Genomic DNA, 13,507 nt, shown 5'->3' with positions numbered 1-13,507 from the left:
AGATCTTATGGCAAAATTAGAATCAAACATCGAATTAGAAGCCGCGGCATTTCGTCGCTTATTGGCGCATTTAGACGAGCGTAAAGATGTACAGAATATCGAGCTGATGAACCTTGCCGACTTCTGTCGTAATTGTTTATCTAAATGGTATAAAGCGGCTGGTGAAGAGCGTGGTATTGAAATCGACTACGAGGATGCGCGCGAGCTGGTTTATGGTATGCCTTATGCTGAGTGGAAAGAGAAGTATCAACAAAAAGCCACGCCAGAGCAGTTAGCGCGTTTTAACGAGATTGAAGCTGCTAAGAATAAAACGGATTAAAACTCCCTGGTAGTGGCTTAAACAAAGTAAGGAACCACCAAAGAGTAATACCAAAAAAGCCAATATTGCCATTAGATCAACGATTTTCTATAGATTTGAGTATGCTACTAAACCCTATGGTTCCTTGTTTCTGCATTTTACGATCAAATAGGCGACCAACTAATGGCAATGGTACAGTCAATCGACCCTCAGATACCCAAGTCACTTGTGTAGTACCATCACCCAAGTCTTTTAAATCAATCACGCCTTTATCATGTCGCATCTTGATAGGTTTAGACTTTTCGATTTGGTACTGCATATGAGTAGGACGCTCAAACGCTGTAATTCGCTCCCAGAACTTAACAGGTCCCGTTTGAATACTACGCAAAGCACCAACGCCATTGGGCTCATTAGTACCTTCAGCGACTAACTTAGCAACGCCCACTGCTTTAAATGAGCCATAGCTGGCATGGTCACTCAGTGCTTCAAAGACTTCATCAATCGGTTTTCTGACAATGCGTTCTACTTTTATTTTAAACATAGTACTATCTCGTTGAGGTTAAAGTTATTTAGCTTACTAGCATTTCAAAAATGAATAAAGTCATCACTTCCTAAAAACTTATTACTGTAAAATGGCTACCGCTTAGAGCCTCGACCTTTTGAAGGACGCTTGCCATTGGTAGTAGGTTTGCCGTTGCCTCCAGACTTACCATTACCCCCTGACTGCTTACCACGACCAGTAGGACGCCCACCCCTACCTTTAGAGCTCGCTGGGTTTCTAGCATCATCTTTGGCGTACTTGCTACGCCCCTTTGCTACACCTGCCGATTTTGGAGATGCTTTTGACTTTGACGAAGTATCAGTACGAGGTTTTTTTCGTGGCGCATTACGAGATTTCTTGTTTGAGTGATTGTCTTGTGAAGATGAGTCCTCTACAGCTTTAAGTAACACAGAAAGCTCTTTTGGCGTTAAATCACGCCAGTCACCAACAGGCAAACCCTTGAGGCCCACATTCATAATTCGCGTACGCTCAAGCTTGACGACTTCGTAGCCGAAATGCTCACACATACGGCGAATTTGACGGTTCAACCCTTGAACGAGCGTGATGTTAAATACGGTTGGCGCTACTTTAGTCACTGGGCATTTTTTTGTCATCTTGCCGAGCATAGGCACACCGCCCGCTAAACCCTCGATAACACTATCCGTTAACGGCTTATTCACCGTTACCAGATATTCTTTTTCATGGTTATTGCCAGCACGTAGTACTTTATTAACTAGGTCGCCATTGTTGGTCAAAAAGATTAAACCTTGAGAATCTTTATCCAAACGACCAATCGGGAAGATACGTAGACTGTGTCGTACAAAATCGACAATGTTGTTTTTCTCGGAGCTTTCTGTGGTACTCACAATGCCCACTGGTTTATTCAAAGCAATAAATACAAAATCATCAGGCTCTCGTGGCTCAATAAGCTGGCCATTAACTTTTACTGCATCTCCGGCAACCACTTGATCACCTACTGAAGCACGCTTACCATTGATGTACACGTTACCTTGTTCAATAAAACGGTCAGCGTCACGCCTTGAGCAAATACCACTTTCGCTGATGTATTTATTTAAACGAGTCGAAGAAGCGTTGAACATAAAGCACCGTTTTACCTGATAAGAAGCTTGTTTGCTAAGAAAAAAGCTTAAATTGAATGGATCATCAATAATGAAGTAGCTCGTATTATATAGGAAATTGAGCAACCCTTTGAGGAGAGATGGACAGAAAACTAGAAATGTATACAGAACTGCATAGACTTGAATAGCGTAAAAATAGCTTTCTTATGATGTTAGAAATTCGAAAAAATACTATAAAAACAGAGCTGTCATCTTCTGGCATAAGTGAGTAAGTATCATAATGCTTTATCAATATACCTTACAAAAAACACCCCATCTTCTGAGAACTCGTTTGGTTTTGTTTGCAATGTTACTGATTACTCCGTTGCCTTAGCGCTCTAATTTCTAAAGTAGATGAAGGATAGTAAATATCTGGGAAATATCTCGCTAAGTACAAAACAAGAAGTATTTATTAAACTGTCGTAAAAAGTCGTCTATCATGGATAAACGGCTTTTTTGCACTGGTAGCTAATTATTTATATTTAAAAAATTATCGGAAATTAATAAGTCGCTAGCTCAAGTCCTATACCGGCACCAATATCGCTAGAGCGATTATCAGAATCAACTCCCCATACTCTAGTCGTCATTTTAGTCATAGGCTGTAACTGATGCTCCCAAGAGACGTCGATAGCGGTAAGCTTATCGGTCGTTGGAAAGGCTTGGTTATCCATCTCCCCAGTGCGAGAGCCTAACTCTCCTGACTGATTGACTTTGGCGTGTTGCAGTTTGGCATGAATAAAGTTACGCTCATCGAGCCATAAACGACCGCCAAGCGCAACACTTTCAGCATCACCGCCAAGCGCATAGCCGAGTGGATAGCCTTGCTGATAATAACCATCGGTATAATTGACGTGATCATAGGATATCCCTTTCACCTCACCACTGGTGCGTGTATCCGTATATTCAGCATAGAGTTGGTAGGGTTTGCCCATCGCCGCAGAGGCATAATCTACGCCAGCCAAATACATGTTTTTGGCCGGTAGTCCGCCTGCTTCATCTTCGCCAACATACTGACCATAGACACTCGCTGGCACGTTAATTAATGATGCTAGCTGTATGCGCGCATCAAAGCCGCCTAGCTGATTGGCTGGGTCACCGCCATCATTACCGCCATTATCTTTGGTCCCTAAAATCGCATCACCAAAGGAGCTGAGACTATCTGGACGACCTTCCCCGCCCCACATAAAGGTACGTGATGCACCGACTTCTAACCAAGGTAATGGACTCGCTGCTAGTCGTGCGCCAAACAATTTAGCGTCTGGAACGGCTTCATAATCGTCCAATTGGCCAGCAAATAGCTGATACTGCCAAGGGCCTACCCAATTCAAATATTTGTAATTTGGTGCGGTTTGCGTATCACGCTGCATCGTAAAGCCAGTAACTGCTAGACTGGCATCACCGCGGATCAGGCTACCATCATGCCCTGGACCCCACCATGCCGGAATCTTACCGGCGATCAGCCATTGATTGGCCGCCATACCAGCGATGTAAGAGCCCTCAAAGCTAATCTCTGAATCATCTTCGATTAGCTCATCATTTTTTAGCGTCGCCTGTAGGTTGAACTCCCAATTGGCTTCACTAAGTCCAATAGCACCGCTAATTTTCTGTCCAGCGAGCTGATCATCGCTAAAGGTCTGCGGTAAGGACTGACGAGCCGTCTGTAGCGTGATCTCACCAGTGGCTTTGACCAAAGAATCACGATCTTGATTTAGCCGTGTTTGTATCGACTGTACCATTTGCTGCTGCACGTCACTAGTTGATTGAGCATTCTGCAATCCTCGCTCGATCTCATTTGCAGTCAACGGCCAAGTGCTGGTACTGATCTGCGTTACGCCTTGGGTATTTAACCAATCGATATCAGCTTTTAGGCGTAGATCGTTCATGTACAGATTTTGTGCTGAGGCAGTCGTGGCTATGAGTGATACTATACTTGCGCTTAGGGTACTTAGGATAGTGACTAGCTTTTTATTCATAAGGGTCTGCTTTTATAGCGATGATTGGATAATCAACCGTGATATGGGGTTTTAGTCCCGCTTAGTTGTCTTAACTAGTTGCCTTAAAAATCATCAAAGCTGAATTAAGCACCCAGCATATGATTTTTTACTCTAAAGCTAGTGTAGGATGGTATACGTTAATAAGTCTTAGTTAGACACTTGAAATTTAGAGTCATGCATTTTAGTCAATACGCTATCGATAGCAGCTACAGTCTGCTCAATCTCAGCTGTCGTCAAAGTCGGATGGACTAAAAACATGAGGCTAGTCTCACCCAATTGCTTAGCTATCGGTAACGGTGACTCGGGACGTAGACCCGTATTATCAAAGGCTTTTTCTAAATAAACCTCAGAAGCTGAACCTGAGAAGCATGGCACATTCAGCGCATTGATCTCAGCGATGATACTATCACGCGACCAGCCCTCAGGTAAGTTCTCTAGCTGTACATAAACATAGAGCTTGTAATAGCCATGCGTACAATCGGCAAATTCAGGCATATGCTCTAGTCTAGGCACAGAGAGATAACCTTGCTGCGCCCATTTATCACATTCGTCTAGTATGGCATGGGCATTAGCAGTACGCTTAGCTGTCCAATCAGCCATTTTCGTTAATTGAATACGGCCGATCACCGCTTGCATCTCGGTCATGCGCCAATTGGTCCCGAAGCTCTCGTGCAACCAGCGATAGCCGGGAGGGTGCTCGGTCTCATAGACAGCCGCGTAGCTCTTGCCATGATCCTTATACGCCCACATCTTTCGCCATAGCTGCTCATCATTAGTAGTGACCATGCCGCCTTCACCGCCTGTGGTCATGATCTTATCCTGACAAAAGCTCCAAGCACCTATATGACCGATACTACCAACGCTACGACCTTTATAGCGCGTACCATGCGCTTGGGCACAGTCTTCTATCACATACAAGTCATGCTCAGCTGCCAAGGCCATGATACCATCCATGTCACAAGGCCAGCCTGCCAAATGCACACAAACAATAGCGCGGGTTTTATCAGTCAATACGGCAGCAATTGACTCAGGTGTGATATTACCCGTGGCAGCATCGACATCGGCAAAGATCGGAGTTGCACCAGCATTGACCACGGATGAGATACTGGCGATAAAGGTGCGCGGGGTGACAATCACTTCATCACCTTCTCCTAAACCTAACGCTTGCAAAGCAACATCCAACGCTAACGTACCATTACCGATGGCAATCGCATACTGACTGTCGGCCCATGTCGCAAATTCTTTTTCAAATTCGCGACCCTCAGTACCGGTCCAGTAGTTGACCTTGTTAGATAACAAAACTTGGCTGACGGCATCGGCCTCAGCTTGGGTAAAGCTTGGCCAAGGTGAAAATGAGGTGTTTAGCATGTTAAAAATTTACCTTATGAAATATTTTATTAATTTTTAAAGAATAAGATATAGGCATACATTTAATCTACATAGAAATTTTGGATTATATAAGGTCTCTTGCCACTTCTTTGAGCAGGTATATCATCAACATAATTAAATTTAATGATTGCTCCAGAACCTAGTATATTTCGATAAGCTTGAATTATATTAACTTCACCTACAGACGACTTATCAGTAATAATTTTTAATAAATACTCTTTGCTACCTTCTTGAGAAAATTGAAACTGAATAATATCTATTGATTCTCGAAGAGCACCATTGATTGAAAAAGATGAGACTTCTTCTCCTTTCACATCACGAATAGTAGCTAACTTTCTACCCTCAACACTTTCAATTTTTGTCACCTGACCTTTGATAATTTCATAAGGCTTTGCTAGATCACCTGTATCATAACGGATTAAGGGCATAGCCTCGTTAAAGAGGTCAGTAACTACGATTCTACCAAGTTCACCAATAGCAACCTCCTTGTTGCTATTTAACTCTAATATCTCAACAAGGTAGTTAGCTTGATTAAGCCAAAAAAACTCTCCAGATAAATCTTGATTTGCTAGTACACCAAACTCCTCAGATGAATATCGACTAACGGGCGGACATTCGAAACTATTTTCAATTTGTAGGCGCATAGCATCTGATAGTACTTCTGAAATGGTAATGATCCCATTCATTGGTAAATGAATATCATTTCTATAAATATAAGAAGCCAATCTTGTAATAGCAGATGGATAACCAACTAAAACTTTGACCTTTTGTTTTTTTAATCTTGCAATCGAGGCTTTACACCACTCATCATCAAGCTTATCTACGGTTATCATAACTTGGTTTTGTATCAATTGAGACGTTTTGCTCTTCTTCTTTGAAACAATATAAGCATGTTTAGAACCAAGAACAAAGTTACTTTTTTTACCGAAGTAGTAAACCTCGGCAATCATTTTTTTTCGCTTTTCGCTATTTAAGTAGAAGGTAAAAGGAGTGCCATAAGAACCACTCGTCGTCACTTTGTGCAAAGAGCCGATTTCCTCTTTATAAGGATTAGAGATAAAATCATTATAGTTTCTTTTAATGATAGACTTATCTAATACAGGGTACTCATTGAAACTATCATACTCTTTATAATTATTGTAATGAGGAGTGTTTTCAATTGCATATTGCGTAATAGCTTGCAATCGCGAAGATTGAGCAGGAAAAACATGATTAAATTGGCTTGTTAGATCGGCCAAATTTTCGTTTAATGAGCCTTTTTTTAGTTGGTCTTTGACTATATATACTAACTTTCTAATATTCATTTAATATTCCTATGGTTTAGGTCTTGCAGGTACACCAACAACAGTTACATTTGGCAAAACATCTTGAACGACGGCTGCGCCTGCACCTACAATAGCGTCCGAACCTATCGTTGTAAGCTGACGTACACTTGAACCAACTCCTATCCACGCACGATTACCTATATAAGCACCGCCTGCTATTCTAGCACCAGGACAAATATGCACCGCGTCTCCAAGAGTGCAATCATGTCCTACGCTACTGCAGGTATTGATAATAGCACCTATACCAATGGTACAATCTGGATTGACTACCGCACCGGCGACAACAACAGATCCTAAACCGATTTTAGTATATTTGCTTATAATCGCAGAGGGATGAACTAGTGAAACAATATTCGCTTGAGCACTCTGTAATTGAAGTAGCTTTTGTTGTCTAATCTTGTTATTACCGATAGCGACAATCACGCCTTTATAACTTGCTAAGTTGTTTAGCAAATCTTGAGTATTTCCAACTATCTGCCATGCGCCATTATATTGATTATCAGGCCAAGCATCATCGAAGAACTCAATACTACTCCATCCCGTAAGCTCTGCTATATCTGCTAGCACCTTGCCGTGACCACTAGCTCCTAAAATAGCTAACATATTAGTCTTTACTTCCTGTAAATCTAGTCATAGAAACATTCTCACTAGCATTTACGCCTTCTCTTATAAGAACTTTTTTCAGAGTTAAAAAGATGACTTTCAAATCAATTAGTAAGCTTTGATTCTCTACGTACCAAGTATCTAGCTCAAACTTTTCTTCCCAACTAATTGCATTACGTCCATTTACTTGAGCCCAGCCTGAGACCCCTGGGCGTACATTGTGACGACGCGCTTGTTCTTCATTATAAAGTGGTAAGTAGTCCATAAGTAAAGGTCGCGGCCCAACTAGACTCATATCTCCCTTAATGACATTCCATAGCTCAGGCAGCTCATCGAGGCTTGTGGAACGTAGGAAGTTACCAAACTTGGTATATCGTTGCTCATTAGGCAAAGGATTACCTTCATTATCATAAGCATCTAGCATAGTACGGAACTTTATCATCTCAAATGGCTCACCATGGAGTCCAGGTCGCGTTTGCTTGAATAGCACAGGCGAGCCCAAGTTTTTCTTTACTTTATAAGAGGTAAGAGCATATACAGGAGCTAAGGCCACTAGGGCTGTAGTTGCGGCAGTAATATCAAAAAGTCTTTTAATCATAAAATATCCATTTCTTTTAGCATAGTTTGGTTGACAGCATGTACATCGAATTTTTCTTCTACTAGCTGTCTCGATGCTGCTCCCATCTGTACGATAAGCTCTGGATCAATGATAAAATGTTCCATGGCAGCGACTAATTCGTCTACAGCTTTGACAGGCACGAGATAGCCATTGTATTTATTAATGACGGTCTCGCGACAACCTGGCGCATCAGTGGTGATAATAGGTCGTCCCATTGCCATAGCTTCCAACACAGTTCTAGGTGTACCCTCTCTATATGATGGTAGTACATAAACTGAGTTCGCTAAAATAGCAGGTTTTACATCATTTACTTTGCCCCAGTAATTGAATAACGCTTCATCAATCCAAAAATCTAGTTCACTTTGACCAATTGCACTGGGATTGGTATCGATAGGGCCGACTAGGTCAAACTGCGCTTGTGGGTATTTGGCTTTAGTCAGTCGAGCCGCTTGGGCATACTCTCTGACGCCTTTGTCCCCTAGTAGACGCGCTATTAATAAGAATCTAGGCAGGGGCTTGTGATCAGCTGCAGGAAAAGGCTGCACGCTATATTCAGAGGTATCAACGCCAGAGCCATTGACAACTTTGGTTGGGGTGTTAGGTTTTATAATGCCCATAGATTTAAATAAAGCCTCATCATCAGGATTTTGAAAAAACACTTTATGAGTCGAGGCTAACGCTACGGAATAGAGCTTATGCATGATCTTTTGAAGATTAGATTTTTGGTAATCTTGCTCATCCGCTCCTTGAAAAGCGTAACCTAGTCCTGTGATAAGCGCAAAGCGATGCGGCACTCGTGCCATCTTAGCAGCTAGTGATCCGTAAATAACAGGCTTTATGGTATAGGCCATCGTGTAGTCAGGTTTAATTTTTCTCATCAGACGATACAAGGTTACCAAAGTTTTTGCGTCTGATATAGGATCAGTGCCTGTACGTTGCATAGGTATATCATGCACTATATAACCTAACCCTGTTAACTTATCATACTCTTCTAGATATTTATCAAACTCAGGGGCAGCTACGTGAATCTTAAAACCGAACTGCTGTATAGCTGCGATTAATGCGCCACGGAATTTTAGAACAGAAACGGGATGGCTAGCAATTATTAGGAATTTCATGGGTAAACTCGCGCTTTTTCTAATTTCTGAGTATTATATAAATAAATTAATAAGTATATGACGACAGGCATAAACATCCATTTTTGCCGCGCAGCAATACCTAAATTAGATAATCCGTAAGACAGCATAATAGAAATCAGCAACACGTATAATGATAACCAAAGTCTTTCATTAGTAAAAATAACCTTAAGTTTGGACTTTGAACGATAAATAATAAAAATAGAGAATATTAATAAAAAGGTATTTTCTATACTTGCTACAAATGCTATAAAACTGTGTGCTTCAAAAGGTAGCGGCCTGAATATATACGAAAAAACCTTTAATGGAAGAGGCATAGATGAAGTGTCAATAGCACCGCCACCATTCATGTTGCTTCCTTGACGCTCATCGTAGAAGTCACTTATGCCACTAAGTGAGGCCTCATCTAAACCTGTGTACTCTTGGATAAAGCCTAACGATAAAAATGTACCAGTTGCTATGATAGGGATAAAAATAAGCTTTAAGACAATATGAGCTTTAGACTGCACAATAAAGTATATCAAATAAGAAACAGCCATTATAAAAGCCACATGAGGTCTAATCATAAACATCAAAAGTAACACTATAAAATAAAGTACAATTTTTTTTCTACCGACAGTAGCAGCATATATCAGTAAAGACACTGCAAAAAAAGCTATGGAGTCTTTACCTATCGCAGAGCTCCAATAACTAATGGAAGGTAAAAATAGTATGAGTGTCCAATACCAAGGCAAACTTTCAAGGTGTTTTTTTAGTGATAGATAGAGCAAAAGGAGCCCAAAAGCTCCTATCATATTGTAAATTAAGCTAACATTTAAGTAACTTAGTTCAAAGTTTCGAGTTAAAAGATAAGTAGCAAACGTAACAAATCTAGTTCCAGGAACAAACTCCACATTATGACCAGACAATGAGTTTAGGTAGTAAGCTCTTGAGTCTCCAACACTATTACTGCCAGCTGTGAAATAGAAATAAAGTAATGAAAACAATGTATGCCATGAAAACAACAGAAACATTATAGGCAAGTCTTTTTTCTTTCTACCAAAAAAAAACAATAATAACAAAAGGCTGACTATTAAGATTATAGGTGTCAATAGGTTTTGGGATACACTAAAGTCGAATAGATCTATATTACGCATCTATATATTACCCTAACCAAATGTCTTTGTACTTAGAGACCATATTTTGAATACTGAAGTTTTGCATAATATGTTGCTGACTTGACTGTCTTAAACGTTGCCACTGTTTATCATCATGCATTAGATCTAAGTTTTTCATTATAGCCAATGATAGTTTTTCAATACTATTCGATTCTACTATCGTTCCATAATCGCCTACTATGACTTTAGAATCTCCTATATCCGTTGCAATACAAGGAGTTCCACAAGCCATAGCTTCAGCAATAACGTTTGGAAAACCTTCGCCATAAGAAGAACTCAATACATGTATGTCTAAAGCATTCATTATGCTTGGAATATCATTTCTTTGACCCAATAGATAAGTTTCATTATATAAGTTTGCTTTTTTAATTTGTTCTAAAATAATTTCGTTTTCATCATTTAAATCTCTACCTATCAAAACTAGTTCAAAAGCATAACCTTTCTCTTTTACAATTCCTAAAGCCTCTATAAGGCCTCTATGGTTTTTCTGTGGGTCATATCTACCGACCATTCCTATGACAGGTGTTTTTCCAATATTCAGCTCACTTCTAATCAAACTGCGAGAATTATCATCGATCTTGAAAGTGCTTAGATCATAGCCATTTCCAATAACGACAATTTTTTCTTCGCAATAGCCTAGATCAGTATGAGCTTTGATAGCACCTTGTGCACAGGATATAATTTTCTTAGGTATTACCTTACTTAATTTTGCGTTTAATTTTGCAATTTTTATAGTACTAGATTTAGTATGATTGCTATCGAAATTGCTATGTCTTAAATTCCAAAATATATTCGTAATACCTGCTGCTCTTGCAGTGAGCCCGCCAACCAAGTCCGCATGGTACATCCAAGTTTGAACTACGTCTGGATTATTTTTCTTTAAAATTTTGTACAATTTTAATAAGGGCTTTGGAGAAATTTTTCCTGCACTCATATTCAAGTCATGTAAATCTATGCCTTTATCTAACAGCATCGGTCCGTACTTACCAGCGTCCATCATTGATATAACGATATGCTCATTTGCGTGATCGTGAGTGACTAAACGATAGAGAACACCTTCTGCACCACCGTTATGCAAGCCCGTGATTATATGTACTATCTTCATATTTTAAGTCTCTTAGATTCATTAGAGAATATATTATTTTGAATTATTTAAATAATAGTCTCTGTACCATTTAACAAACTTCGAAATACCATCCTCAATACTTGTATTAGGCTTAAAATCAATATCATCTATAAGTTCATCTACATCAGCGTAGGTAATAGGCACATCGCCAGCTTGCATAGGTAATAAATTCTCTCGGGCTTTTTCCCCACAAGCATTTTCGATAGCTGTTATAAAGCGACGTAGCGTAATCGGCTGATTATTACCGATGTTATAGACTTTATATGGCGCGGTGGCAGCCGACGTCAATGATGACTGAGAAGTAGGTACCTTATCTATTAGACGAGTTATACCTTTGACAATATCATCAATATAAGTAAAGTCTCGTTTCATCTCACCATTGTTAAAGACATCGATAGTTTTACCAGCGAGTATCTTTTTGGTAAAAGAAAAATAAGCCATATCAGGTCGACCATAAGGCCCATAAACCGTAAAGAACCGTAGACCAGTGGTAGGAATATTGTACAAATGACTATAGGTATGTGCCATTAGCTCATTGGATTTCTTGGTAGCAGCATATAAGCTGATAGGATAGTCAACACAATCATTAGTGCTAAAAGGTTGCTTAATATTCATACCATATACAGAACTTGAGCTAGCATATAGTAAATGCTTAACCTTAGTCTGTCTGCAACCTTCAAGAACATTTAAAAACCCTACCATATTAGAATCCATGTAAGCATTCGGGTTTACAATTGAATAGCGTACACCAGCTTGTGCTCCAAGATTGATAACAATATCAAACTCGTAATCAGTAAATAAAGCCGCCATCGCTTCACGATCAGCAAGATCAAGCTTAATGAATTTAAAGCGCTCAGCTTGAGAATGATTGCCAAGTACTGTCAAGCGTTCATGCTTCAAGCCTATATCATAATAGTCGTTAATGTTATCAATACCAACAATAGTTTTTTCATCTTCTAATGAGGGTGCTTCCAAAAGAGCTTTGATTAGATGAAAACCGATAAATCCTGCTGCACCTGTAACGAGTATTTTCATTCGTCACCTCCAAAGATATCCCTAGTATAAACTTTATTCATGACATCATCTAAATCACTGGATAATCTATTAGTAACAATAACATCGCTTAGTTTTTTGAACTCCTCTAAGTCTTTAAAAACTTTGGAATTAAAAAATTCTGATTCATCTAATACAGGCTCATAGACTATGACATCTATACCTTTAGCCTTTATACGTTTCATTATCCCCTGAATAGCGGAAGCTCTGAAATTATCTGAACCTTCTTTCATTACTAGTCTATATATACCGATTGTCTTCGGACTCATTGCCATAATTGAAGCTGTAATGAAGTCTTTTCTTGTACGATTTGAGTCGACAATAGCTCTTATAATATTGTTAGGCACCTCATCATAATTGGCTAACAGTTGCTTTGTATCTTTAGGCAAACAATAGCCACCATAACCTAGTGATGGGTTATTATAATGGCTGCCAATACGATCATCTAAACAAACACCCTCAATAATTTGACGAGTCTCCAATCCAAAAGATTGAGCATAGGTGTCAAGCTCGTTAAAGTAAGCAACACGCATAGCTAAGTAAGTATTAGAAAACAGCTTAATCGCTTCTGCCTCTGTAGAATCAGTAAATAATATAGGACTATCTTTCTTAATCGCTCCTTCTATTAGCATTCTTGCAAATAACTGAGCTCTATCAGACTTTTCTCCTACAATAATTCTTGAAGGATATAAGTTGTCATATAGCGCCTTACCTTCACGCAAGAACTCTGGAGAGAATATTATATTATTTGTACCTAACTGCTTTTTTATATTTTTAGTGAATCCAACTGGAACGGTTGATTTGATAATCATTATAGCTAGTGGGTTAATTTCTTTAACTTGGTTGATAACTGACTCGACACTACCAGTATTAAAGTAATTGGTCTTAACATCATAATTGGTAGGTGTCGCTATAATGACAAAATCAGTATCCTGATAAGCCTCATGCGGATCAAGAGTCGCTCTAAAATCTAGGTTTTTTTCACTTAGAAATTGCGATATTTCTACATCTTGAATAGGAGAAATACGATTATTCAATAGTTCGACTTTCTCAGGCAATATATCGATAGCAACAACTTCGTTATGTTGTGAGAATATCATTGCATTGGATAGTCCAACGTACCCAGTACCAACTACTGCGATTTTCAT

The 13,507-nt window shown here is 39.5% G+C and carries 13 protein-coding genes; 1 reads left to right on the top strand and 12 read right to left on the bottom strand.

Translation table 11 applies throughout. The annotated features are described in order from the left end of the window. The first annotated feature begins 7 nt into the window (after window positions 1–7). Window positions 8–319 carry a DUF1244 domain-containing protein gene (locus ACT3QR_RS11850; RefSeq protein ID WP_201602008.1) on the top strand — a complete coding sequence of 104 codons (312 nt, stop codon included), beginning with the start codon at window positions 8–10 and terminating at the stop codon, window positions 317–319. 76 nt (window positions 320–395) lie between these two features. Here the strand turns inward: ACT3QR_RS11850 and ACT3QR_RS11845 are convergent, their stop codons facing one another. The 12 genes from ACT3QR_RS11845 to ACT3QR_RS11790 all read right to left on the bottom strand — a co-directional run bounded on the left by ACT3QR_RS11845 (window position 396) and on the right by ACT3QR_RS11790 (window position 13,507). Next, entirely contained in the window at window positions 396–839 is a 444-nt protein-coding gene (locus ACT3QR_RS11845) for an SRPBCC family protein (RefSeq protein WP_444521534.1), read from the bottom strand. A gap of 95 nt (window positions 840–934) precedes the next feature. Further along, entirely contained in the window at window positions 935–1,939 is a 1,005-nt protein-coding gene (gene rluF / locus ACT3QR_RS11840; protein ID WP_444521533.1) for a 23S rRNA pseudouridine(2604) synthase RluF, read from the bottom strand. Between the two features lie 518 nt (window positions 1,940–2,457). After that, complete coding sequence (locus ACT3QR_RS11835) at window positions 2,458–3,930, bottom strand: capsule assembly Wzi family protein (protein WP_444521532.1); 1,473 nt, start codon at window positions 3,928–3,930, stop codon at window positions 2,458–2,460. Between the two features lie 168 nt (window positions 3,931–4,098). Further along, on the bottom strand, window positions 4,099–5,319 hold the full coding sequence (locus tag ACT3QR_RS11830; RefSeq protein ID WP_444521531.1) for a DegT/DnrJ/EryC1/StrS family aminotransferase: 1,221 nt from the start codon (window positions 5,317–5,319) through the stop codon (window positions 4,099–4,101). Between the two features lie 62 nt (window positions 5,320–5,381). Beyond that, a complete protein-coding gene (locus ACT3QR_RS11825; RefSeq protein WP_444521530.1) occupies window positions 5,382–6,644 on the bottom strand; it encodes a hypothetical protein in 1,263 nt (420 codons plus the stop codon). Window positions 6,645–6,653: 9 nt separating this feature from the next. After that, window positions 6,654–7,268: an acetyltransferase gene (locus ACT3QR_RS11820; protein ID WP_444521529.1), complete on the bottom strand. Its 615-nt coding sequence runs from the start codon at window positions 7,266–7,268 to the stop codon at window positions 6,654–6,656. Window position 7,269: 1 nt separating this feature from the next. Next, entirely contained in the window at window positions 7,270–7,866 is a 597-nt protein-coding gene (locus tag ACT3QR_RS11815) for a sugar transferase (protein ID WP_444521528.1), read from the bottom strand. Continuing rightward, entirely contained in the window at window positions 7,863–9,005 is a 1,143-nt protein-coding gene (locus tag ACT3QR_RS11810) for a glycosyltransferase family 4 protein (RefSeq protein WP_444521527.1), read from the bottom strand. The genes ACT3QR_RS11815 and ACT3QR_RS11810 overlap by 4 nt, the downstream gene beginning before the upstream one ends. Continuing rightward, window positions 9,002–10,159, bottom strand: a complete 1,158-nt coding sequence (locus ACT3QR_RS11805) for a hypothetical protein (RefSeq protein WP_444521526.1) — start codon at window positions 10,157–10,159, stop codon at window positions 9,002–9,004. Before ACT3QR_RS11805 ends, ACT3QR_RS11810 begins: the two co-directional genes overlap by 4 nt. A gap of 7 nt (window positions 10,160–10,166) precedes the next feature. Next, window positions 10,167–11,285, bottom strand: a complete 1,119-nt coding sequence (locus tag ACT3QR_RS11800; RefSeq protein WP_444521525.1) for a glycosyltransferase family 4 protein — start codon at window positions 11,283–11,285, stop codon at window positions 10,167–10,169. A 33-nt stretch (window positions 11,286–11,318) separates the two neighbouring features. Continuing rightward, window positions 11,319–12,341, bottom strand: a complete 1,023-nt coding sequence (locus ACT3QR_RS11795; RefSeq protein WP_444521524.1) for an NAD-dependent epimerase — start codon at window positions 12,339–12,341, stop codon at window positions 11,319–11,321. Then, window positions 12,338–13,507 carry a nucleotide sugar dehydrogenase gene (locus ACT3QR_RS11790; protein WP_444521523.1) on the bottom strand — a complete coding sequence of 390 codons (1,170 nt, stop codon included), beginning with the start codon at window positions 13,505–13,507 and terminating at the stop codon, window positions 12,338–12,340. Before ACT3QR_RS11790 ends, ACT3QR_RS11795 begins: the two co-directional genes overlap by 4 nt.

The sequence above is a fragment of the Psychrobacter sp. AOP7-B1-25 genome, from assembly GCF_052376195.1.
Lineage (GTDB): Bacteria > Pseudomonadota > Gammaproteobacteria > Pseudomonadales > Moraxellaceae > Psychrobacter.
Note: the sequence above shows the minus strand (reverse complement) of the source record. Positions and strands in the feature narration are given on the sequence as shown.